The following is a 25,962-nucleotide window of genomic DNA, read 5'->3' on the forward strand; positions in this document are numbered from 1 at the left end:
TCCGCATTATAACTTTCATAAACAATGCATTTCTGCCTCTGCTTCATCCCATGGGACGGTATAGCCGTGCCCCTTTGCGCAAAAGATTGATGATGAACTATAGTCGGGATCGGCATCCTTGTTATAGCCAATCCGCTCAATTACTTCATCCTGATTATGGCAAGGGTAATAGCCGGCAAACACTAGGTTCAGTGTGCCTTTTCCGCCAGTAATTGACGCAAACTCCGGACCATAATTCATGAATGTGGCAACGGGGACCTTGCCAGTTACAATTGTGTAGTTATCGTGTGCATCTGGTGCGTCAAAGCTGCCGTGGGCTGTTTGGATATCTGTTAAAATTCTTCCGATATGATTCACTTCAACTTTTATCTTAAATTCATAGAAGGGCTCAAGCAGTATATTTCTTGCTTTTTCAAGACCCTGGCGCAGCGCCCGGAAGGAAGCCTCACGGAAATCGCCGCCCGATGTATGCCTGTTATGGTCCCGGCCAGTCAACAGCGTAATTTTCATATCTGTAACAGGAGATCCTGTCAAAAGCCCGTGATGATCACGTTCGAACAAATGGGTTCGGATAACATTCTGTGTGCCAATTTCAAGGTCATTTGGATGGCAGATGCTCTCGAATGAAATCCCGCTGTTTCGGGGACCAGGCTCAAGCTTCAGATGAACCTCGGCATAGTGGCCGAGCGGCTCGAAATGGCCATAACCGACAACCCCTGGTCCGTCAATTGTCTCTCTATACAAAATTTCAGGTTCGGCAAAGCTGATATCAAGGCCAAAGCGGTCATGAGCAACCTGCTTTAACACCTCTAGCTGGATGACCCCCATCACATGGATATGGATGTCCTGCGAGCGCTCCTCCCAGCTTACATTCAACGAGGGGTCCTCGGCATCGAGCTTTTTAAAATTACCGAGGACATCCTTTGCGTTCAGACTCTTGTCAAATATGACTTTCGACTTCAATGCGGATACCATTTCGTAGCTGGCAGATTCTCTTAACGTTCCAAGCCCCTCGCCGGCAGCAGCCTCGGATAATCCTGTCACAGCAACAATGTCCCCAGCATAGGCCTCGTTGACTGTTGTAAACTTATTTCCGCTATATATCCGTATCCCGGTTATCTTTTCAAAAAACTCTTCGCCATACTGAACTTCATCGCGGACCTTCAAGGTGCCAGCCAGCACTTTAATGAATGTAATCCTTGTCCCTTTTTTATCGTAGCGCAGTTTGTATACCCGTCCGGCAAATGGTTGATCCGTTTGGTAATGAGTAATCGTCAGCATATCCAGCCTTTGCAAAAACTCGGCAACACCAACGTCCTGAAGCGCAGAGCCGCTCATGCAAGGGAAAATCTCCCCCTCATGAACCAGCTTTTGCATTGTTTCCAGCCAAAGCACTGGCTCATAGCCGTCCTCCATATAGCGTTCAAGGAGCTCGTCATCCCGTTCGGCAATGAACTCGGCTAATACTTCTTTCATTCGGCCATCGTCTTGCAATCCAGCTATATCACACGCATCCCCGGTAAGCTGGCTGCGAATTTCCTTGAGCACCCGATCCGGGTCGGCCCCTGTCCGGTCAATTTTATTAATAAAAAAGAAAACGGGAATATCGTGCTTTTTCAGAAGGTTCCAAACGGTTTCTGTATGCCCTTCAACACCTTCGACGGCACTAAAAATAATAATCGCAGCATCCATCATTGCAATCGCCCGCTCCATCTCCGGCGAAAAGTCGACATGCCCCGGCGTATCAATCAAATAATAATCTGAGTTTTGGTACGTAAATCTCGCCTGCTCTGCAAAAACAGTAATGCCCCTTTGTTTTTCAATAACATGATGGTCGAGAAACGTGTCCTTGTGGTCGACCCGTCCTCTATGCCTAATTGCATCCGTATGGTAAAGCAGCTGCTCGGCAAGCGTCGTCTTGCCGGCATCCACATGCGCAAACATCCCGATTGTTTTTTTCATAGAAGCACCTCAGCCTAATAGATGTACCCATTATAGCAAAAACAGCAGACTCTCAATTAAGAGAATCTGCTGCCGCTATAATTTAGGGTCTAGCAAACATAAACTTTACTCCTCTACCCCAATTCATCCCTAAGCCTCTGTATGCTTCCCGAGCTCCCGCTAACAATCAGCCGGTCGCCAGTTAGCAGTTCTGTATCACCATGAGGAATAATCGGGATGTCACCACGATAAATTTTTACAATCAGAGCATCACCAAGGAATGGCAGCTGGCGGAGCGGCAGCCCGTGGTATAGGTTGTTGCCGACAATCAGCTGCTGCAGGGTGCCAGGTTGAGAAATCATTTGGATCATGCCTGGGTTATCGACGAGTGATTTCATCAGTACCCGTGTAGAAATAGTGGTCGAAAACACGGTATATCCTTCGGCGGTAAGCTTGCTATGCATTTCGGGAACCTCCGCCCGTACAATGATTCTTTCAACGCCCTTCATTTTTGCAAAAGTCGCGAATTCAAGATTTTTCTCTTCATCGCCCGTTCCTAGCACAAGGACATCGACCGAAAAGGCCCCGTCCGCAAACAGGGTTTCTGTGTTTAGTTCATCAAGTTCCACAATCGGGAAGTTGTGATCCTCATCATAAAGCTTGTTTTGTGCTGCACTGTAAACAGTGACCTCAAATCCTTCAGCCTGAAGATCAAGTGAGACTGGAAGGGTGATCGTGTTGGCCCCCACCATGGAGACGCGTGGCTTCTCCGGTGAAATAGTCGGGATGCTCTTTTGGAACATCATTGGAGAAATGAAACAGCTAAGGATGGAAACCAATATGATTGCGCTGGCAACCGAATTCGAAATAATTCCGAAATCGAGGGAAACGGTTGCGACAACAATTGCCAGGCTCAGGGTTGCGCCAAGCAGAATACCCGAGCTTGTTGTTTCTGTCCATGAATAATATCGCCTTAATAGAAGGCTCGGAATGACCCTGGCAATATATATGAAAAGAAGCATGACAGGGATGAGCAGCCAGACGTTTGGATCATTAAAAATAGCTCCGAGGTCAAGGTTAACGCCAATCATAATAAAAAAGATTGGAATCAGGAATCCGTAGCCGAATGAATCAAGCTGGTGAACAAAATCCTTCGACGGCGATAGGAGCGAAACAATAACTCCAGCTAAAAAAGCACCAAGTATGGCTTCGGCACCAAGTGCTTCCGCCAGTACCACAAACAAAAGGATCAATGCGAAGGTTCCGCGCGTCCCTAATTGGGTCGTTCCCCGGCGCAGGGACTCGTACACCTTGCCATTGTCCATTTTTTTAATAACAAAATAAACAATGAATACGAAAACTAACAGGATTGAAATCCAGATTGGACTTAAGCCGCCTTCCGTTTTTGAAGCAAGATAAAAAACAAACAGGAGCATTGTCACAAAGTCAGATAGCACGGCCGTTAGCAGGATTGTCTGCCCAAGTTCGGTGTTGAGCAGTTTCTTTTCTTTTAAAACCGGGACGACAACGCCAAGCGAAACCGTTGCAAGGATGATTGCCATTACAAACGGGTCCTTCACAAGCCCCATCCATTTCATCAATTCAGCCAATGCAAATGAAAGCCCGAGCATCAGCCCAAAAATGATCAGCGAAACAAGGAAAGGATTTGGGAGTTTTTCCGATGATTTTCCTTTTTTGCTAAAAGCACTGAAATCTATTTCAACACCGCTCAAAAACATTAGATAAATAAGCCCTAGAGTAGATAATACTGCCAGCCAGGGACCGGATTGTATAATGTCGAAACCGCTTTGTCCAAGGATGATACCGACGAGGATTTCAGCCACAACGACAGGCATGAATTTAAGACGGAAACGGTGCAGTAAAATAGGTATAAGAAACGCGATAGAAACCACGAGCATAAGTCCGGTAAAAGATGCATGTTCCTGCATTTGGTCACCTCTTTATCATGAGTATTTAAAAAATCAAACGATACCATAGTTTTTACTGAAATACAATCTTTTTTCAAAAAGGAGGGAAGTCCGCCGCAGGTGCGGAATAAAGTTAACCATCAAGGAAAGGAGATGTGGAATGAACACAGAAACCAACTTTTTAAAAATTGTAACAGAAAGCTTCAAAGGAATGAAGGCACAGGCAGAGCGTGCGATGGGGCAGCTGTCACTTGAAGAGCTGCATTATGCTCCAAACGGGGAATCAAACAGTATCGCAGTTCTCATCAAGCATATGAGTGGGAACCTGAAGTCAAGGTTCAGCTCCTTTTTGACTGAGGACGGTGAGAAGCCGGACCGGAAGCGGGATGAAGAATTTGTTGGAGCGTTCAAATCAAAGGAAGAACTGCTTCAAACCTGGAATGCCGGCTGGAATATCCTGTTCGAAACACTTGAAAGCATGACAGATGATGACCTTACCAGGACAATCACGATCCGCAGCGAACCCTACTCGGCCATAAATGCGATACAGCGCGCAGTCGTCCACCAATCGGGTCATGTTGGACAAATCGTGTACATCGCAAAAATGATTAAAGGCGACAGCTGGCAAACATTAAGCATTGCCAGAGGGCAATCAGAGAAGTGGACAGACGCTTACTCGGAGCAATTCAAAAGACAGAGCTAGCGGTTTCAGCACAAACTTATGTAAAAACAAAAGCGGGGAAGATCCCCGCTTTTTTAGAATAAATTCAATAGATTATTCGATTCCAGAACCTTTAGCTCTGCTTTATCACGCGGAATTTCACACTGCCAGTGCAAGGATTTCCGGGCGCCTTTCGTTTCAATTTGGTCGACAGTATATGTAGTCCAGATTGCCTTGGTTTGCGACAGCTCGAGAACTGCATACCCATGGGTAGTGCTATCAAAAAGTTCAATCCATGGATTTTCGATTTTAATAATACTTTGCAGTTCTTTTAGCAAAAGCTCAGCGGTCAATGTCGTCGCTATCCCTAAGCGCCCCTTAAGGACACTGATAATCTCATCGAGCACAGGGAGGGGAATTGGGCTGGAGTTCGTAGGAACATTATTCAGAGCATTCCGCAAGGCTTCCCGCAAATTGCTTGATGTAATTGAACCTACCATCAGTTCAACCCCAACTGCTTCGGAATCCGGGTCCTGTATGTAATCTTCTTTCATGAGCGCCGCGTTAAATGTATGGAAGTCACCTGTCAATGCAATGACATTCTTGATATTGAAGGTTTTCAGATGCCGGGTAATTTTCTGGCGTTCCGCATCATAGCCGTCCCATGCATCCAAATTCAGGTACCGTCCCAGCAATTTCAGGACAGCAAATTGAACCTCGTTGCCCCAAATTTTCCAGACAGCGTCCGAGGACGCAAGTTTGGATAAAAACCATTCCCTCTGCTCCTTCCCAAGCATTGACCGGTTTGGATTATCGATATCGGAACAGCCGCTTGAGAAATATTTATCCGTCGTCGCCGGACCGCACGGATGGGGGCTGCGGTATAGACGTTCGTCTGTCATAATCAACTCGACAAGCCTTCCAATTTTAAAAGAACGATAGATTCGTATTGATTGGTCAAATGGCATATTCTTATCAAACATTACCCGGGCCGGCATATATTCATACCACACCTGATTGGCAATGAGCCGCCGCTCCGGATCCGGGCTAAGGCTGTCGTCGGGGGCGATTGCCGGATAATAGGTGTCATTTGCAAATTCATGGTCATCCCAAATGCCAATCATTGCATGCCGTTCATGCAGTTTTTGCAAATCTGCATCCTCCCGGTAAATGCGGTAAATAGTTCGGTAATCATCAAGCGTTTTTGCCTTTGTCCCTCCACTAGGAAGGACGATTTGCCTTCCTTCTATTGGGCTTTGATAGACAGGGTCACCAACAGATTCATAGATGTAGTCGCCAACATGAACGACAAAATCTAGTTCTTCATCTGCCAAATGGTTCAAAGCATTAAAATAGCCATTTGTAAAATCCTGGCAAGTTATATAGGCAAATTTAACAGGACTTTCGTCAGTTTCAGCTGGAAGTGTTTTGAATCGGCCAGTTTGGCTGATGAACCCGTTTTTCGTCGTGAAGCGATAATAATAGTAATTTGAAGGTTCAAGAAGTCCGTCAACATCGAGCCGCACAATATGGTCGAAATCCTTCCATACCGGGGAGAAGCCGGTCAGGACTGGAACGCTGAAATCCTTGGTCTTACTAATCTCGACCATAACCGCTTGGCCATTTTCAATGAATTCGGTGATTTTCTCTGTTCCGCCACTCCGTCCGCTCTCCAGCCATTGAATAATAGTTTGATCTACGTGGTCAGCAGATACAGCTTCAATCCCCGTTATTTCAGGATTTATTCGGGTCCAAAGCATGGCGCCTGATGGAGTGGGATCACCTGACGCTACAGATTGCGTAAAGCCGACTCCTGCCGGGTGTACAGCTACATAACGGGCAGTCTTTATAGTTTTGTTACTGGTTCCTGGTTTTGCAAACGTAGTAAGCGGTGAAAATGCGCCTTCTAAAACAAGTAAGGCAGATCCAGCCAGGAATGCCTTCAGTAACTTTCTCCTGCTTTTATCAACATTCATCTCATGATTCATAGCTTTGCTCCTTCCTTTTTAGGCTGTATAGTTTAAATGACATTTCTCTTCAAGTTATATGGTAACAGGCAGTTGTTAATGGTGAATAAATAACGGGTTAACCAATGTAAGAATTTTGTGAAATTTTATAGGATAAAAAGCCTGTTTTTCTATACAAATTAGGAAGGTATTTTTTCCTGTAACAAAAGAACCCCAGGTTATAGAGCTGCCTGGGGTTCTTACATATTAGTTTTTACCTTTAAGCAGGGAACAGAATGTTCACCGCAGTCCCAATACTTTCCCTGTTGCTGATAAGGAGCTTTCCGCCGTGCTCCTCAATAATTTTCTTGCACACCATCAGTCCAAGCCCTGTTCCGTTTTGTTTTGTACTGTAAAAAGGTTCGCCAATTCGCGAAAGGTTTTCTTTTTCAATACCAGGGCCTTCATCCTCAATGGTCAGCCAGATAGCATTTTCCTCTTGCTTGATGGATACAAAAATAGTACCCCCGGCAGGCATCGCCTCAATGGCATTCTTAAGGATATTGATTAAAACTTGCTTCAGCTTATCCTCCTCGCACTGGACAAGCATTTCCGCAGTTTCATAGTTTTCAATGTATGTAATATTTTCAATCTCGGTAAAAGGCTTTAGGAGAGCCAGAACGTTTTGCGTAAGATGGACAATGTTGCAGACCGATGTTTTATTCAACGGAGGTTTGGCAAGTACCAATAAATCATTGACGATTCCATCAAGTCGATCCAATTCACTGAGGATAACCTGGCAATACTCATTTGGTTCCTTTTCGTTAAGGAATTGGGTGAAGCCCTTAATCGATGTAATCGGATTGCGAATCTCATGGGCAATCGCTGCCGCCATCTGGCCGACGAAGGACAGTTTTTCAGCCTGCAGCAGCTTTTCCTCCGTATCCTTCTGGACAGTAATATCCTTAATGATGACCTGAAAAATCTTCCTGTTCTTAAACGTCATCGGAATCAGTGATACCTGGGCCTTCCTAAGGTCACCATCAGTCCTTTTTATCGTCAAGTCAAAATGTATATTCCGCATTTCCTTCAGGTGGTTTGTGAGGAGTGGATATTCTGAGAAGGGGACGTATTCAAATAGAGAGGTGCCAATCGCTTCCTTGGCGCTGGCAAAACCAAACAGCTTCTTGGCTTCACTGTTAATGTATGTCCAGATGCCTTTATCGGTCACCATTCCGATCGAATCCCTGGAGTGCTCAACAAGCAGGCGATAACGCTCCTGTGTTTCAAGGATTCCATCTTCCATGATCATTTGTGTGGTAATATCCCGGGAGATTAATAGGAATTCATTTAACTCACCAGCTTTGGCGCTGCTTGTTTCGAGCCAAATATAGTCGCCTTCTTTTCTGCGGATCCGAAAGCGGACGCGCCTATCGCTATTCCACAAATAAAGGAAAAGCTGATTGACCGTTGCTTTGTCATCCGGATGGCAAAGTGAAAAAATACTTTGGCCAACTGCTTCTTCCTGGGAAAAGCCAAGCAGCGTTGAAATCGAGGGGGAGACATATGTAAAGAAGCCATCAGCGGTATGCCGTGAAATTAATTCCTTGGCATATGCGAGGGCCAACTGCAGCGTTTCGGCCTCATAATGCTTACTAGAGTAAATCGATCCTGCTTGTGCTTGCTCCGTATTAAACAATTCCCTAACCTTCCTTTCAAAAAAAGCAGTATAGAGGCTCCTATTAAATAATTCAGGATTATTTTCTTTGATGTAAGGGTATTCTGTGGTTTTTCCAGCAGCTATATCCAGATTTTCACTTTTATTATACAAGAAATAGATTGTTTGTCCTATCCTATTTTTCCATTAGTCTGAAAATTGTTCAGAATTTTCCCAACAAATTTACAATCTTTTTACCTGAAAGCCTAACAGCACTCAGTCTTAAGTCTTAGAGGAAAATCCTTCCACAGCTTCATATTGAAAAAGCCGTATCCGGTTAGGATAGAGAAGTGGATAACAGCTGTGGCTGGAGAATAAATGGGAATGGGGAATGAACATGAAAAAGATTATTCAATTCAGTATGAAGAATGGGGTGGCCCTGGTATTGATGATGGCACTGATCATTGGGGGCGGAATTTTCTCTGTGAAAGAAATTAATATTGAAAAATATCCCAATGTCGATATTCCGTACTTGACGGTCGTAATACCGTTTCCGGGAGCATCGCCTGAGCAATCGATAAAGGAAATAGGTGAGCCTGTCGAACGGGAGCTAATGAATCTTGAAGGAGTTAAAAATGTCTATACAGACGGTGTAGCCAATGCCGTGTATGCAACGATGGAATTTGATATGTCCGTGAACATGGATGACGCTGAACAGCTGGCCAGGACTGTCATTGATAAAATAGCCCTTCCAGACACAGCCGAAAACGCTGAATTCATCCGCCAGGGCCCAGACGGGGATCCGACGATTTTCTATGTAGGTGCTTATGCCGATGAGACGGGTGCAGATGTCCAAAAATTTGTAAAAGAAGAACTCATTCCAAGGTTTGAAACAATTGAAGGTGTAAGCAAAGTGGAATCAGGCGGACTCGCTGAAAAAAACGTAAATGTCCGTCTGATCCCTGGTGAAGCCGAAAAGAAAGGTATCACCCTTGAGGCCGTTAAAACAGCGATTGCCGCCAATAATATGGCCATTCCAACCGGAGATGTGTCACTATCGGATACAACACTGCCAGTCCGTGTCAGCAAAGAATTGACATCACTTGATGACCTGAAGGAAATTTCGTTATTTGTTCCTGGCAAAGAACCTATCAAACTTAGCGATGTTGCAGACATTACACATGATAGTGAAAACAACAGCGATTTTACCCGCATTAACGGGAAAGAAGGCGTCCGCGTCGGCATCATTGCTGAAGGCGGGGCCAACGTCGTATCGATTGTTGAAAAGACAAAGGAAGAATTGAAGAAAGCAGGTACGCCTGCAGGAATTAAGACAGAGGTACTCCGTGACCAATCTGTCGAAATCAAGGATTCTGTATACTCAATGCTGCGTGAGGCTGTACTTGGTGCGCTGATGGCCGTGGTAGTGACATTCCTGTTCCTAAGGAATATCCGTTCAACAATCATTGCCATCATTTCAATACCGTTATCAATTTTTGCCTCGTTAACAGTATTGAATATGCTTGGCTATACACTTAATATCATGACGCTAGCCGGGATTGCCGTCGCTGTCGGAAGGGTTGTCGATGATTCAATTGTTGTCATTGAAAACGTCTTTAGAAGAGTCCGCGCCGAAAATGAACGGAATGAGCAGTTGGTTGAAGCAGCGACAAGGGAAGTTGCCGCGGCGATTACATCTTCGACCATTACAACAGTAGCAGTATTTTTGCCAATGGCTTTTGTCCCGGGCGTTGTTGGGAAAATGTTTGCACCACTCGCATGGACAATCGTCATCTCACTGCTTTTCTCACTCGTCGTCGCGATTACGGTCGTACCGCTCTTATCAAAATGGTTCCTGTTAAAGCTTACTCCTGTAGAACATAAGGATGGCTTTATCCAAAGAACCTACCGGCGTTCGCTTGGCTGGGTACTGAGCCACCGTTTGCTGACGCTGGCGGCCTCACTCATCCTGTTAGCCGGAACTGTCGGATTTATCGCGCCAAAGCTCGGAACCACCTTCCTGCCGCAGGAACGAGTAAGCAATTTTGACATCAGCATGACAATGGAAAAAGGATCTTCTCCTGAAAAAACAAGCGAGGCTGCCAGCCGCGTCGAGGAAATCCTTCTTGGAAAAGATGAGGTGAAACTGGTCAGCACAAGCGTCAACGGCCAATTTGAAAGTGCCTCGATCAATTTTGAAGTAAAACAATCCCTTTCGGACGTAGATGGATTTATTGAAGATTTGCGCGATGAATTCGCCCTTGTTGATGAGGCAAAAGAAATCACAGTGACCGGAATTGGCGGCATTGCGGGCGGAGGCCAGTCGCAATACGTTCTAGTCGTCAATGGCTCAGATTTTGAAGACATCAAAACCGCCAGCCAGGAAATTGTCAGCGCGCTTAAAGGAATTGACGGTATGGCCGACGTCCGGTCCTCGCTTGAAGGGGATGAACCGGAAATCGTAATGGAAATGAATGACGAAAAGCTTGCCGAAAATGGCCTGATGCCGGCAATGGTCGGAAAAGGCTTACGCGAGCTGATCAATGGCGACGTTGTGTCAACGATGATATTGGACGATACAAAAACAGATGTAAAGCTTGGTTTGCAGATGAACGATATTTCATCGCTTGAGGACCTGGGTGAGCAGCAGATTAACAATATGATGGGCATGCCGGTTAAGCTCAAGGAAATCGGCGAGTTGAAAAAGGCCAGCAACAGGACCGTCATTACCCACCTGAACCAGAAAGAGTATGTAATGGTGTTCGGGCAAATTACCGACAGCAATACAGGCGAGATCACCAAAAAAGCAGACGACGCAATCGCCGGCCTCGACCTGCCAGATACAGTGAATTACTATAAAGAAGGCGCCTCAGCCGTTATGCAGGAAGGCTTCGTCAACATGGCGATCGCCATTGCAGTCAGCATCCTGCTTGTTTACCTGGTCATGGTCATCGCTTTCGGCGAAGGAATAGCGCCATTTGTCATCTTGTTCTCGATTCCGTTCTCTTTAATTGGCGCGCTGCTCGGATTGTACCTTGTAAATCAACCAATCGGAATGCCAGCAATGATTGGCTTGCTGATGTTAAACGGAATCGTCGTGACAAATGCAATTGTTCTCGTTGATAAAGTAAAGCAAAATGAAGCTGGCGGACTGGGAGTTCGAGAGGCTTTGATTGAGGCTGGTGCAGTCCGGATCAGGCCGATATTGATGACTGCTATTGCTACAGTCGGCGCTCTGATTCCGATGGCAGTATCTTCACATGCAGGAATTGTTTCCTCCTCGATGGCTGTCGTCGTCATCGGCGGCATGGCAACTTCAACCTTGCTGACACTGTTCATCGTGCCCGTGCTATACAGCCTGTTCCACCCGATAAGAAAAGCGCAAGCGCCTTGCCCAGCGCCGTATGGACTGGAGGGCCTCGAAGGAGATAAAGGAAACACGGTGAGCGCAAGCGAATCGATGTTGACTTATCGTAACGAGGGGACCGAAGTACACTAGGCGCTAGGCGCTGGAGCTAGACAGTTCTATGAAAAAAGCAGCGCATGCCGATGCAGAACCAGTTGGGGGAAGACCTGCGGGAATTGTTATTACAACTACATTAAAATAGGATGAATCAAGAGAAGCCCGCTGCCGGTGAAAGGTGGCGGGCTTCTTTTAGAGGGCTTCAAGTTCTATGCTAGTCGCGTTTAGAATGAAGCGGTTTGTAGGAGGGCGTCGACCCGTTTAACCCAAATCGGAAATAACTCCTTGACCCGCCTGTCTTCCGGAAAAAAGGCAGCCTCCAAGGAAGGTGCCTTCGAGCGCCCGATAACCGTGGACGCCGCCGCCGCCAAAGCCGGATACCTCACCGGCGGCATAGAGGCCTTTGATCGGCTGGCCGTTTGTGCCGAGTACCCGGCCATTGAGGTCGGTCTGGAGCCCGCCTAGAGTTTTGCGGCTGACAATGTTCAGGCGGACGGCAATCAGCGGACCGTTCTTCTGGTCAAGAAGTTTATGCGGTTTGGCGACGCGGATGAGTTTGTCGCCGAGATAGTTTCGTGCACCTCTTAGAGCAGTGATTTGCAGGTCTTTTGTAAACGTATTTTCCATCTCGCGGTCGCGGGCGGTGAGCTGCCGTTCGACCTCCTGTAGGTCAATCAGGTTCTCGCCGGTCAGCTTGTTCATTCCAGCGACAAGGTCTGGAAGGTTGTCGGCAATGATGAAGTCTTCGCCTTTGTCCATGAACGCCTTGACTGGCGCGGTCGGGCCGGGCAGGATACGCGACAGGACCTGGCGGATGCTTTTTCCAGTCAAGTCAGGATTTTGCTCCGAACCAGAGAGCGCGAATTCTTTTTCAATGATTTTCTGAGTCAGGATGAACCAGGAATAGTCGTATCCGGTTTTCATGATCGTTTCGAGCGTGCCAAGCGTGTCAAAACCGGGGAAGTTCGGTGCCGGGAAACGTCTGCCTTTCGCATCGAGCCAGATGGAAGAGGGACCCGGAAGAATGCGGATTCCATGGTTCGGCCATATCGGGTCCCAGTTTTTAATGCCTTCAGTGTAATGCCACATCCGGTCACGGTTGACGATCCGGCCGCCCGCCTGTTCGGTGATTTCAAGCATCCTTCCGTCAACGTGCGCCGGGACACCGGAGATCATGTTTTTTGGCGGGGGCCCAAGTCTGGTTGGCCAGTTTTTTCTGATGAGCTCGTGGTTGCCGCCAATGCCGCCGCTTGTTACAAGGATGGCTGGAGCAGTAAATTCAAAGCTGCCGATTGCTTCGCGGGAGCTTGCTTCGCCGCGTTGTGCCTCGCTTGGTGTTAGGATTTCGCCTTTGACACCATTGATTGAGCCGTTTTGTGAGATGAGTTCCGAAACGCGATGGCGCGGCCTGTAGTCGGCGCTGCCTTTTGAAATGGCGTTGCGCAATTTTTCTTCAAACGGTTTGACGATGCCTGGACCGGTTCCCCAGACAATGTGGAACCTGGGCACCGAGTTGCCGTGTCCTTCAGCCAGATAGCCACCCCGCTCGGCCCAGCCGACGACAGGAAAAAATCGGACGCCAAGTTTGTGGAGCCATTCACGCTTTTCACCGGCGGCCCAGTTTACGTACGCTTCAGCCCATTGGCGTCCCCAGTAGTCTTCATCCTCTTCACGGTCGAAGCCAGCTGTCCCGAGCCAATCCTGCATCGCAAGTTCTCTGCTATCCTTGATGCCGAGCCGTCTTTGTTCAGGCGAGTCGACCAGGAACAAGCCCCCGAATGACCACCACGCTTGCCCGCCAAGCGACGCTTCCGGTTCCTGGTCGAGCAGCAGCACCTTTTTTCCGGCATCGCTCAACTCGGCTGCAGCGACAAGCCCGGCAAGGCCGGCGCCGATAATAATTGCGTCATAGTTCATAGTGAGAGCCCCTTTTTGATTATCTTAATAGTGTTAAAGGTTCCACAGGATAAGGGGATTTCCTGCGAAATTATGAAAAATACTTTATATAATTTTTTGGATGCTCTGCAGCGTAATATAGATTCAATAACTTTTTTATTGGGCACATTTTAAGGGTATTTTTTTGTTGAAACGCCACCAATATGGCTTATTGGCGACATTTCCAGATGATTTTTTCGGCAAAATGTGTCCAATAGAGCTTATTGGGCACATTTTGAGGATAAAGAAGCGGTGAAATGATTCCAATAGAAGAACTTACCGTGAAGAATTATTGAAACTACTTATAGTAGGACCACCGACTATTCCAGATTAATGTATAGTTTTTTTCTAAGACTCTCTTTATCCTATTTTCAGGAATAACATGGCACCAATTATTGATAAGAGGTGTTGATATTTTTATATCTGGAAACAACAACTGCACCTCTTTCACATTCCGCATGATAGACCCTGGAACATCTTCCTCATGCCCGCACCTCAAACATATTAATTTATGCCCTGCGACGATGATGTCAAAGGAGTCGCATGCAGCACAGGTTGATCCTTTTTTGAGGTTGTCATACTTATAATCAGGCAGTTTGGTAAATTCATTTTTTTCCTGATGCAGGGATTTTAATTTGTCCGCAACGGACCAGTGGTAGGGGGTAATGCTTGAGGGAAGCTTGTTTAATTGGTCTTGTAAACGAGTTAATTGGCTTGGGTAGATGATTGGCTGGTTGAGTGGGGCGTTGTACATCATGAATGCAGGGTTAACGAACACGACTGAGGCGTCGATAGGCAGGTTGCAGTTTAATTCCTTCAGTAGTTGGCGATAGGAGCTTTCTATCCGCATCAATTGGAGCAGCGGATTATTTTTCTCCGTTCCGTCCCGCATGAGAAATTTTTCTTCATTGAGGTAATAGTCTCCTTCAAAGTTTTTTACTTCGTAGAATTTAAGTGTTTTTCCAAAAATGATAGTGGTGTCGACTTGTATGGTAGTATTGTTTACTTTGAAATTTAAATCATTTAAAACGATGCACTGGCTTTGTAGTTCCGAGGTAAAGTTGTCAAACTGGGTTTCGCCCTCGAACCCCTTTTTTAGTCTGTATAGCCGCCGTTGGTCCTGTTCTGGCAAGGTCATGCGCTTGTCCAAACATTCGAGGGTAAGCAACTCTTCAGATTTAGTTCTGGCTTTGTACAGCATAGGCCACATCCTTCTACTATTTTGTAAAAATTGGGTCTCTTTTATTATACTTCATCTAAGTTTCGCCGCATATTTAAAAAGGGTTTTATTGTATGGCTCTTCGGCAAACCGGCTTATAGCATATTTAAAGTAAAAAAGGTACTCGCTTTACCCAAACTTTGGTAGAATTTTAGTAGAAAAACAAGGATGCAGGTGACATAATGGCTACCATGATAAAGGCGGCTCCTGAGGTTTTACTTTTAAAAGAAGAACTTCAAGATAGATTAGGTGTAACTAAAGCACAACTGGATACCTATATGAAAGATGGATTACCTTATTTCTTGCTTGGTAATCAATATCGTTTTCTTGAGAGTGAAATAACGGAATGGTTAAAGTCCTACCAGCAGCAGGAACGGCTTGAGCGGGAGTTTATTGATAAAAAAGGAAGGACACTTGCTGAATACGTTACTGAAGATATTGTTCTTTCCACCCTCAGGATTAGCAAGGTGTATTTCATATCTTTGAAGAAAAAAGGAATGCCGTTTGTAACAGTAGGTAAGAAGGATTTTTTTCATATACAGGACATCTTGGATTACTATAGGGCGGGTGATACTCTACAAAGGGATGAACCTTTAAAAAGCCTTCTAGGCTCCCTGTGCAAGGACGTCCCGAGAGAGATTCCGCTGCTTATTGTTGATGGATCGTATACCCGGCCAAAAGCAGGAACTGGGATTGTTCTTATCGAAAACTGGGAGAAAGTCACAGGCAAGTCCAATATCAGGGCTTTAAAACGGATAGGTCAACGACATGTGAGTATCTTGCCATAATTGATGCGTTAAGATTAATTAAAAAGCGGAATTTTGATAAGGCGATTATCTTGACTGACCAAGAGTCCTGGTCAAGGAGTTTCCCCCTATCAGAGAAAAAATCAGAAAAGTCCGTAAAGGGATTTGTCAAGGATGGCAATCTGCTTTGGGAAAAAATGAAGGACAGAGTTGAAATTAAGTATGTTGGGGTTTTAAAAGATGGTACTGACAATCCTCTCTATAATGCTGCTCATGACTTGAGCAGGCAATATATAAACCAAGAGTTTCCAAGCCTTAAGTTCGGGTAAAAATTACTCGGGTTTTTTTTAGTCACCTTCGTAACCCCATACTCCCATTCTCACCAATACCAAGCATATATTGCTGATAGGGATTTTTATAACCAAAGACACAAAAAAGCTGCACGCCTTATCCGTACAGCCCCGCACATACTATTAATTTCCCATCGGCTTAAACGCCGATTTTTCTTTGTACATTTCCTTGTCGGCCAACTCCAGCATTTCCTCGGCGGTTGCCCCGCAGCCCGGGGTATAGTGGTAAAGCCCGATGCTTGCGGATAGGCAATAGTCGGAGTTTGATGTTAAATTAAAGACTTCAAAGGCATCTGAAATCGACTCCCATAGATGCCGCGCTTCAAAAGCATCCTTCCGTGCGAAAAGAATCACGAATTCGTCCCCGCCAAGCCTGAAAAATGTATCTTCGGGGCTAATTTTTCCAAGAATGATTGAACAAAGCGTTTTAATCATCTCATCCCCGGCAAAGTGGCCGAAGCGGTCATTCACCAGCTTCAAATCGTTAATGTCAACAAAGCAAAGCGTGAACTCATGGCCATCCCGGGCGTTTATGTGGTGATTTAGAATCTCGATGCCGCGGCGCCGGTTCAGAATTCCGGTCAGCATGTCAAAGGAAGCATGGCGCTGAAGCTCCTGCTCCTTCATTTTCAAAGGAGTAATATCGGAAACCCCGACAAGCACACATTCCTCATCCATATAATTGATTTTTTCAAAATTAAGCATAGCCCACCTCAAGCCAAATCCGCTATCTGGATATTCCATTACATAATTTTGCAAACTTTCCTTCTCGCGGAGCTGATCAAGAATGGCTTTCTTTTCAATAAGGTCCCGAAACAAGAAGTTTGTATCCAGCTGCGGAAGGGGAAGGCCATGCAAAGTAAAGAATTCCCTTGCCTGGCGATTAATCAGCAGCACCTTTTTTTCTTCAAGATTAGCAAGAATAAGCGGTGTTGGATTCATGCTGAACAGCCTCCGGAAATTTTCTTCCCTACCCTTTAGCTTCGCCTGGCTGAGAAACTCCTGTCTCCGTTTTGTATAAAAACTATAGCCTATCAGCAGGGATATCGCGGCGGCTCCTGTTGAATTGATTTGTTTAGTGAGAATTGTAACTTGATTATGATTCAGCTCTGCAACAGCGCCGAGAAAAATCAGCTGGGACATGGTGAGCATGCCGAAAAAATGAAGCGGCTTAATCGGAAAGATAATTGCAATCGCAAACATAATAATCAGATAAAAATCGATTGTACCGCCGGCCAGCTTCTGGCTGTTAAGCGCTGAAGCAAGTCCGATCAGCAAATAAAAGGCGATATAGGTATAATTAATCCGCCTCTTTGGAACCTTGGTCAGCTGGGCCCGGACGTGAAGGAAAACGGCCGCCACAATGAACGCAATTGAATGGATAACAAAAAAATTCACCCTGACCACGGTATCATCCAAATCTCTTAATAAAAAAATATCAGCAATGAAAAAGAGCGGATATGCGGCAACAACCAAAACTGCGACCCAAAAAAGCCTCTCAAAGGCAATTTGGTCGAGGTATTGCTCAAATTCCCGGCTTTCCTTCCGGCCAAGAAGTGGACGTTTCCAAAAGCTTGATTTTAGTGGTTCCATAACCATCTTCCTTCAATCAAAATACCTATTACTATTTTACCATATCATTGAGGTGAAAAGCGGAATTCCTCGATAATTTTTGGGGTAATTTGGTAATTCCCCTACAATAAACTTAATAACTGTTGCAGCGAAAATAACCCCTCCACACGAGTGGAAGGGCTAGTTGCTTAACATATGAAACTATGGCTTCAGGATAACCTTAACGACCTCATCCTCATGATCATGGAAAATCTGGTATGCTTTCGCAGCATCGTCAAGCGGAACGCGATGCGTAATGATTTCCGTCGGGTCGAACTCGCCAGAAGCAATTTTATCAAACAGCATCGGCATATAATGGATGACCGGTGCCTGTCCAGTTTTAATAGTAAGATTCCTCTCAAAAATATGCCCAAGCGGGAACGCGTTATACAGCGACCCATAAACGCCGGTCAGCTGGATAGTCCCAAACTTCTGGACCGCATTCATCGCAATTTGGATTGGGCCAATGGTTCCGCCCTGCAGTTTCAGCTTCTGCTCGACCTTCTCAACCACAGACTTCTTCCCGTCCATTCCAACACAGTCGATAACAACCTGGGCGCCGCCATTTGTTAGCTCGCGCAGGAACTTCCCGGCTTCAATTTCGCCATCATGGTCATCAAAATTGTAAATCTCAACATTGTTCATCGTCTTCGCCTTCATCAGCCGGTATGGAACATTGTCCACCGCAATGACACGCCCTGCACCCTGCATCCAGGCAAATTTCTGCGCCATCAAACCGACCGGGCCGCATCCAAGAACAATGACCGTATCGCCAGGCTTCACCCCGGCATTTTCAACACTCCACCATGCAGTCGGGAGCACATCCGACATGAACAACAGCGCCTCATCCTCAAGCTCACACGACTCCGGAATCACAAACGGCATGAAATTCCCATACGGTACACGCAAATACTCAGCCTGTCCGCCTGGATAATTCCCATATCGCTCTGTAAATCCGAAATAACCTGCCGAGTCAAGAAGGGGATTCGGGTTCGAATTATCACACTGGCTCTCCATATCATGCTGGCAGAAAAAACAATCCCCGCAGGAAATATTGAACGGAATTACAACCCGGTCACCCTTCTTCACCTTCGTGACATCAGGCCCGACCTCCTCGACAATCCCCATCGGCTCATGCCCAATCACATAGCCCGGATGAGTCGGCATCGCACCAACATAAATATGCAAATCCGACCCGCAAATCGCCGTTGACGTAATCCGGACAATAATATCATCCGGCTTCTCAATCCTCGGATCATCCACATTCTTAACCTGAATATCCTTCGCACCCTGGAACGTAACTGCCTTCATAACTCTACCTCCTTGTATGAATTCACTCACCTATACCCCTCTTTTTACGGGAGTATGTTACTTTTTTTTTGAAAAAATCGGTCGATACTTTCTAGAGTGAGCCTAATGACGGGAAGTTAACCTATACACCTAGGTCTACCTTCCTGAACACTTTTCAAGGACATATCACTATTCCGGCAGTTTCAAAATGTACTCGAAAACCCATTTCAAGGACATTTCGCCTTTCCGGCAGCTTCAAAATGTACTCGAAACCAAGTTTCAAGGACATTTCACCATTCCGGCAGCTTCAAAATGTACTAGACAGACAAGGACTCAACAAACCAATTTAGATTCGAATAAATTTTTCCAACCTTTTCCCTAATTTTGGTGTCTAATAGAAGTGAAGGGGGCGAGGGGTTGCAGACAGAGTCAGAACACATGCTGATTAGCGCCATTTTTGAAAACAAAGAGTACTTTACCCGCATCGCCAGGAGGTTTCTCCTCACGGAGGAGGATGTGGAGGATGCACTCCAGAAAATGATTTATAAAGCCTTTAAATCTATTAAAAATTTGAATGAACCCAATCATTTGGCAGTTGGATGAAATTTTGAGTGCTAAGGAAACAGAAATTACGGTCATGTACTAAGGAGGTTCATGTTTTATGAATGGCGGAAACAGTGTTTTTAAGAGACCGCGGCGGTTTGTATAGAAAAATTAAAGGGAAAACAGTGCTGCTGTTTTCCCTTTTAGTGCTATTTAAAAATCATACGCCTTCCTAAGCCGCCAGTAAAACAGCCAGGTTCTAACGGTGAAGGAACCAAAAATAATGATACAGATAATAAATGCAACTGTGTTGTACAGGTCCAAACCGGTCTTTCCGTTGGGAGCTGTATACCTAGTGAATGCCACAATATTAAATAGATACATAATGACTATAGGAAGAAATATGACTGTGTGGGTGACAGCAATCCTTTTCGCATGTTTTAAGTGATGTGATTTTTCACTATAGAGTTGTGGCGGTTGTTCGCCTTCTGAAAATTCCCGGCTCCAAATCGTCCACTTTGTAATAACTGATTTGGAAATAAAAACACTTTTCCAGCCTGCGTCCCTATGCATGTCGAAATAGCTTTCGTCTGTTATGTTTTGGTAATCAGCACTGTAACGCATTTTGCGGGGGCTGCCGATGATAAAGTAAAAGGCCGTTCCTGTCCTGCCGACCCGATGGAGGTTATACCCCCGGGCTTCCATGTCCTCAAGCCACTTTTCCAATTTGTCTGGAGAATACATCCACCCGAACTTTCGTTTGACAATCAGTTGACCGGACCGTTTGAGCTGCCGTTCGGCTTCCTTATCCAGGCTGGCAGTATATTGTTTCTTGTTAGTGCTATTCAGTAAAGATTTATTTGTTTTATAAATTAAGATAATTTGATAGAGACAAAGGATATACACAACGACCGCCAAAGCAAATGCCGCATATGTAATAACCCACATCGGGCTCGGAACAACTTCAACAGGAACATCATTGAGCAGGGTAAATGCGAGCATTGAAAGATTCATAACAAGCAACATAGTAAAATAAAGTACGATGCCTGCGAATATGTACATGTGTATCCTGTTCCTTTTAATAATGCCTTCGCGAACAGGGGAGGTTTTTACTTGTTCTGGAGGCTGTTCATTCGCGATAATATACCAATTGCCGGTATGAAGGACTTTTTGCCAGCCTTCATTTACCAAAGACCTTGGTAACATGGCTCCTTTTACTTTCTCGTATCCAATTCGATACGTAAGTGATTGAGGACTATCCTGCCGAAAAGAAAAAGAACGTGTACCACGATTCAGTCGGTCAAGAAAGTACCCTTTTTGGGCCATGCCCGAAAGCCACGCTTCCGTTTTTTCTACGTTGTAGCTCCACAACGGCCTACATGCTTTTTTCATAAAAAAGCCTCCTCGTATTTAATCGCATTCCCGTGAAGCTCTTTAAGCCTCTGAATCTCGGCAGCAATCAAATTCCTTCCTACTTCAGTAATCTCATATACAGTTTTTCGTTCTTCATCTGCAAAAACAGTAATAACCCCATCCTTTTGCATTTTTGTCAGAGTACCGTAAACTGTGCCAGACCCGAGCAGTATTCGTGAATTCGAAATTTCCTCGACATGCTTTACAATTCCGTAGCCATGCCTTGGAGTGTATAAGGATAGAAGTATATAGAATGCTGTCTCTGTCATCGGTATGTATTTTTTAAGAACTTTCTCCAGGGTCAAAGTAGCCACCTCTTCCGGTTAAACGATCAATGGATATATCGCACCTAAATATGTCGTAGTACGACTATATCACGCCGTGACATATACGGCAATAGTATAAATTTTAAAATTTTTCCTATCCTGGATTACGTTAACTGCTTTGTAAACACTGGCTGTTTGTTTTTAATTAACATCAGGTTTTATGTATACTGTGGGTATGCAGTAAAAGTATTTAAATAATCGAATTTGGATTCTGGGCTGAACGTCTGAACAATGGGGTAAACGATGCAGCAGTGGGTGATTGAGCTTTTTGTAATATATCGCGAGGCGGCAGTTGTAATTAGTATCTTCCTCAATATAGTTATTAGCGTTCTCGGCGTTGTTCCGAGCGTGTTCCTGACTGCCGCAAATATCTTTGTTTTCGGGCTTGTTGAGGGTACAGTAATCTCGGCGCTTGGTGAAGCTGCTGGAGCCGCGGTCTCATTTGCACTTTACCGAAAAGGCTTTAGAAAATGGGCAGGAGAGAAGCTGCCTGATAAAACCTGGATTCAAAGGCTTCTGCGTGCACATGGCAGGGACGCATTCTTCCTGGTATTTGGACTGCGGCTGCTTCCATTTGTCCCATCCGGCCTGGTGACCTTTGTGGCCGCAATCGGCACAGTCAGTGTCGGCACGTTCGTTGCCTCAAGCACTCTGGGTAAAATTCCCGCCTTAATCATGGAGGCTTATTCCATCTATCAGGTTACAGAATGGACAATTCAGGGCAAAATAATATTGTTGGCAATTGGCTGTGCCTTTTTATATGTGGTGTTTACGAGACTCCGGCGACGGTAAAGCTGATGTAGGTGAATGATTTAAAAAACGCGTCTTGTAGCCGAGAAGTGGTTATTCATAAAAGACATCGGCGACATTTCAGGTTCGGCAAATCGAAGCAGGTAGAGTCAATAGCGGTTCTGGACGACTTATAGGAACCATTCACCCTTCACAGCCATGTGATGTGCCCAACGATTTGTTTTGGTAACATTTCTAGTTCTTCGGCAAGGCAAAATGTAGCCAATAGGCTGTATTGGAATCATTTCTAGCTTTTTAGCAAGGCAAAATGTAGCCAATAGGCTGTATTGGAATCATTTCTAGCTCTTCAGCAAGGCAAAATGTAGCCAATAAGCTTTATTGGAATCATTTTATCCTTTGCAGCAGGGCAAAATGTGCCCAATGTATTGCACGTTGATCAGTAAATGTGTAACCAATAAACGCTGGTTACATTTTTTCAACCAGGAGTTTGTTAGTAGTGACATTTCACGTTTGCCAGGAGCTCAAAATATCATTCATACTAGCGGTGAGTGACAAAGCTGGTATTTGATGATTGAAGTATGTTTTCATTATGAAAAAGAATGTTTCGCAGAGAGTAAAGTGAATGCGCTGAATTGGTGGCGTAGGATTCTGGATAAGGGTGAGCGCATGGAGCGTCGACCAATTTTTCACAAAAGGAGTGGTTGGAGATGGCAGAGTTAGCGACGTTTGCGGGAGGCTGTTTTTGGTGTATGGTGCAGCCGTTTGATGAGCAGCCGGGGATTGAGAAGATAGTGTCCGGGTATACGGGCGGCCATAAGGAGAATCCGACGTATGAGGAGGTTTGTTCGGATACGACGGGCCATTATGAGGCGGTGCAGATTACGTTTGATCCAGAGGTGTTCCCGTATAAGAAGCTGCTTGAGCTGTATTGGCAGCAGATTGATCCGACTGATGCGGGCGGGCAGTTTAATGACCGCGGGCTGTCGTACCGGACGGCGATTTTTTATCATAGCGAGGAGCAGCGGCAGTTGGCAGAGCAGTCGAAGCAGGATCTTGCGGCAAGCGGTAAGTTCAGCAAGCCGATTGTGACGGAGATTTTGCCGGCGAAGACGTTTTATCCGGCAGAGGAGAAGCACCAGGATTATTATAAGAAGAATTCGTTCCACTATAATATGTACAAGGAAGGCTCGGGGCGGGCGCCGTTTATCCGGGCTACCTGGAAAAAGAAGAAGAGCGATGAGGAATTGCGCGAGACGCTGACGCCGATGCAGTATGAGGTTACTCAGAACAATGGGACGGAGCCGCCGTTCAGGAATGAGTTTTGGAATCTTGAAGAGGATGGTATTTATGTTGATATTGTTTCGGGAGAGCCTTTGTTCAGTTCGACTGACAAGTATGATGCGGGCTGCGGCTGGCCTAGCTTTACGAAGCCAATCAAGCGCACGGAGATTGAGGAGAAGCTGGACACATCGTACGGGATGAGGCGGATTGAGGTTCGTTCGAAGACGGCTGATTCGCATCTTGGCCATGTGTTCGATGACGGACCGGGACCTGATCATGCGCGTTACTGCATTAACTCGGCGGCACTGCGCTTCGTGCCAAAGGATAAGCTGGAAGAGGAAGGGTACGGCGAGTTCAGGAAGTTGTTTGAATAGTTTTATTATCTTAGGGGCAGCTGATGCCCCTTTTTCACGTGTTGTAAATTGGGTATACTACAGTGAGAACTCGTTTTGGAGGAATGTACATGCATAACATTCAGAATATCAATGAAGCCAGAGATGCTATTTTTGAAAAAACAAATCACCATCCTGTGATTGGGCTGATTCTTGGCTCCGGCCTTGGTGCGCTTGCTGATGAGATTGAAGACGCGGTCCATATTCCGTATGGTGAAATTCCGTATTTCGCAAAATCCGAGGCGATTGGCCATGCGAATGAGCTGGTCATTGGGCAGTTGAAGGGCAAGACGGTTGTAGCGATGAAAGGCCGTTTTCATTATTACGAAGGGTATTCGCTCAGTGAAGTGACGTTCCCGGTGCGCGTGCTGAAGGCGCTTGGTGTTGAAACATTGCTGATCACGAATGCCTGCGGTTCGGTAAATACGAATTATGCGCCTGGCGACTTGATGCTGATTACTGATCATCTCAACCTTGTTGGCTCGAATCCGCTGATCGGACCGAATAACGATGAGCTTGGGACCCGGTTCCCAGATCTTACCCAGGCTTATAATCGCGAGCTGCGCGCGCTTGCCCATAAGGTCGCAGAAGAAAAGGGTATGACGCTTCGTGAAGGTGTGTATGCTTGGTGGAGCGGCCCGATGTACGAAACACCGGCTGAAATCCGGATGATCCGCACGCTTGGGGCCGATGCTGTCGGGATGTCGACGGTACCTGAGGTTGTTGTTGCGGTTCATGGCGGCATGAAGGTACTAGGCATTTCGTGTCTGACGAACATGGCAGCAGGCGTTCTCGACCAGCCGCTGAACCATGATGAAGTAATTGAAGTTGCCGGCAAAGTCCGCGCCAACTTCGTGGAACTTGTAAAAGGTGTAATTGAACAAGCGTAAGTTTGCAGTAGTGCCCGAGGCCCAAATATTGAGGCTTCGGGCTTTTTTTTGTTCGGATTTATTTTCAAGGGAATGGGATAAATAGTAAAATAAGGGTGATGAGGGCGATGTGTTTTTTGTAAAGGGAAAGGGGTTGCATGGATCATGAAGATAGTCCGATTTGTTGTACTGACAGCACAGATGATTTCAGTTTTAACGGCAATCAGCTACTTTTTATCAGCGAAATTTGGATTAACCATGATTAATGCGATGTTTTATGTTGGTGTGTTTGCTGTGTTTTTCTCACTTTATTTCTCCAGCAGCGGCGGGCTGACTGAGAATTTTGCCGAGGCGGAGACTGCCACGAGTTACCAAGGTTTGAAGTCTGGGCATTCTTTTAAAAGAACTTTTCTGTCATTAAACGTAAACTTTGTGAATCTGGGATCTGTATTATTTTTAATCATAATTTTCTTTAGTGCGTTTATGTTTTAAACCAGCACAAGGCTTTCAAGGAAAATTTGATGATAGGGAAATGGTGAAATGTCCTGAAAGTGGATTTCGAGTACATTTTGACGTTGCCAGAGAGGTGAAATGTCCTTGAAAGTGGATCTCGAGTACATTTTTGACGTTGCCGGATATGTGAAATGTCCTTGAAAGTGGATTTCGAGTACATTTTGAGTTGCCGGATAGGTGAAATGTCTTTGAAAGTGGATCTCGAGCACATTTTGACGTTGCCGGATAGGTGAAATGTCTTTGAAAGGTGGTGCCTAAGTGGAGGGAATGTAAGTTGTCCTTGTCAAAGTGATCGGCGAATGATTGGAAAGCTTCTACCCGGGAAAACCTTGACCCGTAGCAACCACAGAAATAGAAAAAAGTCCCCTTTGATTGATTAGGCAAAGGGAACCCCACCGTTTAACTTGGAAAAGAGACTGTTCGATTCGACTATCTATGGTAAAAATACTGCCAGATGAACCAGCGCTTGAAAATCCTCCCTAATATTCAAGTGGCTCTTCGCCAAAGCGGTCCCATAGTGTTGGGTACATGTCTTCAAGATCGTCTTCGTCCCAATCCAGATCGATATCGTTTTGTGGCTTGAGTCCTTTATTGTCCAGTTCCGCCTGCAATTCGTCGTAGGTGCTGTCATTCCATTCAGTATCGCCCGTCTTTTTCAGGCTATAGGCATCCAGCCCGACGGAGAGTAGCTCCTCGTTCTGTGGCATGCCTTCCTCACCAAGATTATCTTCTTCAATATAATCAGCGAGGAATTCCGGGTCGGCCAGCACCTTTTTATATACTTCCTCGCCCTGGCCGATCAGCCAGCCTCGGAAATAGTCAAATGCATCATCCGAACATCCACCCATGACAATATAGGCGGCTGCCCAAAGGCTGGATTGATAGCTTTCATTCATTAGCCCCTGAAACCAATATTCAAAATTGACGATATCCCGGGTGTCGCGCTTGGCTAATACCTCTGTTAACCACTCGGCCTGATTTTCTTTTCCCTTGGACTTTTCAATCAATCCCCAAAACTCGTTTCGTTCCATCAAAAACCCTCCCTATAAGCTGTTATTTATCAAATTCTACAACACTGCAAAATTTCCTTTTTCGATGTCATATTTCAGTGAGGGATTCGTCAAATAG

At 45.6% G+C, this 25,962-nt stretch carries 20 protein-coding genes; 9 read left to right on the forward strand and 11 right to left on the reverse strand.

What is annotated here, in order from left to right:
- Positions 1-15: 15 nt before the first annotated feature.
- Together TY16_RS03585 and TY16_RS03590 are read right to left on the reverse strand one after the other, a co-directional pair.
- A complete protein-coding gene (locus tag TY16_RS03585) occupies positions 16-1,962 on the reverse strand; it encodes a GTP-binding protein (RefSeq protein WP_043930383.1) in 1,947 nt (648 codons plus the stop codon).
- A gap of 113 nt (positions 1,963-2,075) precedes the next feature.
- The gene (locus tag TY16_RS03590) at positions 2,076-3,890 is read right to left on the reverse strand and encodes a monovalent cation:proton antiporter family protein (RefSeq protein ID WP_043930384.1); all 1,815 of its coding nucleotides are present in this window, start codon (positions 3,888-3,890) and stop codon (positions 2,076-2,078) included.
- A 139-nt stretch (positions 3,891-4,029) separates the two neighbouring features.
- On the opposite strand from TY16_RS03590, the gene TY16_RS03595 reads away from it, so the two are divergent.
- Positions 4,030-4,572: a DUF1572 family protein gene (locus tag TY16_RS03595; RefSeq protein ID WP_043930386.1), complete on the forward strand. Its 543-nt coding sequence runs from the start codon at positions 4,030-4,032 to the stop codon at positions 4,570-4,572.
- Between the two features lie 53 nt (positions 4,573-4,625).
- On the opposite strand, the gene TY16_RS03600 is transcribed toward TY16_RS03595, so the two are convergent.
- Both TY16_RS03600 and TY16_RS03605 read right to left on the reverse strand, forming a co-directional pair.
- Positions 4,626-6,518: an alkaline phosphatase D family protein gene (locus TY16_RS03600; protein WP_043930387.1), complete on the reverse strand. Its 1,893-nt coding sequence runs from the start codon at positions 6,516-6,518 to the stop codon at positions 4,626-4,628.
- A gap of 238 nt (positions 6,519-6,756) precedes the next feature.
- Positions 6,757-8,175 (reverse strand): PAS domain S-box protein, encoded by a 1,419-nt coding sequence (locus TY16_RS03605; protein WP_043934472.1) that lies wholly within the window; start codon positions 8,173-8,175, stop codon positions 6,757-6,759.
- A 355-nt stretch (positions 8,176-8,530) separates the two neighbouring features.
- Between TY16_RS03605 and TY16_RS03610 the strand changes: the two genes are divergently transcribed.
- Positions 8,531-11,632 carry an efflux RND transporter permease subunit gene (locus tag TY16_RS03610; protein WP_052342576.1) on the forward strand — a complete coding sequence of 1,034 codons (3,102 nt, stop codon included), beginning with the start codon at positions 8,531-8,533 and terminating at the stop codon, positions 11,630-11,632.
- A 225-nt stretch (positions 11,633-11,857) separates the two neighbouring features.
- On the opposite strand, the gene TY16_RS03615 is transcribed toward TY16_RS03610, so the two are convergent.
- Together TY16_RS03615 and TY16_RS03620 are read right to left on the reverse strand one after the other, a co-directional pair.
- The gene (locus tag TY16_RS03615; RefSeq protein WP_043930389.1) at positions 11,858-13,513 is read right to left on the reverse strand and encodes an FAD-binding dehydrogenase; all 1,656 of its coding nucleotides are present in this window, start codon (positions 13,511-13,513) and stop codon (positions 11,858-11,860) included.
- A gap of 316 nt (positions 13,514-13,829) precedes the next feature.
- Entirely contained in the window at positions 13,830-14,732 is a 903-nt protein-coding gene (locus tag TY16_RS03620) for a nuclease-related domain-containing protein (protein ID WP_043930390.1), read from the reverse strand.
- A gap of 200 nt (positions 14,733-14,932) precedes the next feature.
- On the opposite strand from TY16_RS03620, the gene TY16_RS03625 reads away from it, so the two are divergent.
- Both TY16_RS03625 and TY16_RS03630 read left to right on the forward strand, forming a co-directional pair.
- Complete coding sequence (locus tag TY16_RS03625) at positions 14,933-15,538, forward strand: helix-turn-helix transcriptional regulator (protein WP_043930392.1); 606 nt, start codon at positions 14,933-14,935, stop codon at positions 15,536-15,538.
- Positions 15,539-15,588: 50 nt separating this feature from the next.
- Positions 15,589-15,825 (forward strand): hypothetical protein, encoded by a 237-nt coding sequence (locus TY16_RS03630; protein ID WP_043930393.1) that lies wholly within the window; start codon positions 15,589-15,591, stop codon positions 15,823-15,825.
- Between the two features lie 144 nt (positions 15,826-15,969).
- Here TY16_RS03630 and TY16_RS03635 read toward each other — a convergent pair whose 3' ends face one another.
- Both TY16_RS03635 and TY16_RS03640 read right to left on the reverse strand, forming a co-directional pair.
- The gene (locus tag TY16_RS03635; protein WP_052342577.1) at positions 15,970-17,439 is read right to left on the reverse strand and encodes a sensor domain-containing diguanylate cyclase; all 1,470 of its coding nucleotides are present in this window, start codon (positions 17,437-17,439) and stop codon (positions 15,970-15,972) included.
- Between the two features lie 180 nt (positions 17,440-17,619).
- Entirely contained in the window at positions 17,620-18,768 is a 1,149-nt protein-coding gene (locus tag TY16_RS03640; protein WP_043930394.1) for a zinc-dependent alcohol dehydrogenase, read from the reverse strand.
- 396 nt (positions 18,769-19,164) lie between these two features.
- On the opposite strand from TY16_RS03640, the gene TY16_RS03645 reads away from it, so the two are divergent.
- Positions 19,165-19,350 (forward strand): hypothetical protein, encoded by a 186-nt coding sequence (locus TY16_RS03645; RefSeq protein ID WP_043930396.1) that lies wholly within the window; start codon positions 19,165-19,167, stop codon positions 19,348-19,350.
- Between the two features lie 153 nt (positions 19,351-19,503).
- Here TY16_RS03645 and TY16_RS03650 read toward each other — a convergent pair whose 3' ends face one another.
- Together TY16_RS03650 and TY16_RS03655 are read right to left on the reverse strand one after the other, a co-directional pair.
- A complete protein-coding gene (locus tag TY16_RS03650; protein ID WP_043930397.1) occupies positions 19,504-20,682 on the reverse strand; it encodes a DUF2812 domain-containing protein in 1,179 nt (392 codons plus the stop codon).
- The gene (locus TY16_RS03655; protein WP_043934475.1) at positions 20,679-20,972 is read right to left on the reverse strand and encodes a PadR family transcriptional regulator; all 294 of its coding nucleotides are present in this window, start codon (positions 20,970-20,972) and stop codon (positions 20,679-20,681) included. Before TY16_RS03655 ends, TY16_RS03650 begins: the two co-directional genes overlap by 4 nt.
- A 300-nt stretch (positions 20,973-21,272) precedes the next feature.
- On the opposite strand from TY16_RS03655, the gene TY16_RS03660 reads away from it, so the two are divergent.
- The 4 genes from TY16_RS03660 (at position 21,273) to TY16_RS03675 (ending at position 24,813) form a co-directional block, all read left to right on the forward strand.
- A complete protein-coding gene (locus TY16_RS03660) occupies positions 21,273-21,821 on the forward strand; it encodes a TVP38/TMEM64 family protein (protein WP_043930398.1) in 549 nt (182 codons plus the stop codon).
- A gap of 665 nt (positions 21,822-22,486) precedes the next feature.
- Entirely contained in the window at positions 22,487-23,434 is a 948-nt protein-coding gene (msrA, locus tag TY16_RS03665; RefSeq protein ID WP_043930400.1) for a peptide-methionine (S)-S-oxide reductase MsrA, read from the forward strand.
- Positions 23,435-23,523: 89 nt separating this feature from the next.
- Complete coding sequence (locus TY16_RS03670) at positions 23,524-24,342, forward strand: purine-nucleoside phosphorylase (RefSeq protein WP_043930402.1); 819 nt, start codon at positions 23,524-23,526, stop codon at positions 24,340-24,342.
- A 144-nt stretch (positions 24,343-24,486) separates the two neighbouring features.
- Complete coding sequence (locus TY16_RS03675; RefSeq protein WP_052342578.1) at positions 24,487-24,813, forward strand: hypothetical protein; 327 nt, start codon at positions 24,487-24,489, stop codon at positions 24,811-24,813.
- 500 nt (positions 24,814-25,313) lie between these two features.
- Here TY16_RS03675 and TY16_RS03680 read toward each other — a convergent pair whose 3' ends face one another.
- Positions 25,314-25,865, reverse strand: a complete 552-nt coding sequence (locus TY16_RS03680) for a DUF4240 domain-containing protein (RefSeq protein ID WP_043930403.1) — start codon at positions 25,863-25,865, stop codon at positions 25,314-25,316.
- Positions 25,866-25,962 lie beyond the last annotated feature (97 nt).

This window comes from Bacillus sp. EB01 (genome assembly GCF_000613125.1).
GTDB lineage: Bacteria > Bacillota > Bacilli > Bacillales > Cytobacillaceae > Bacillus_D.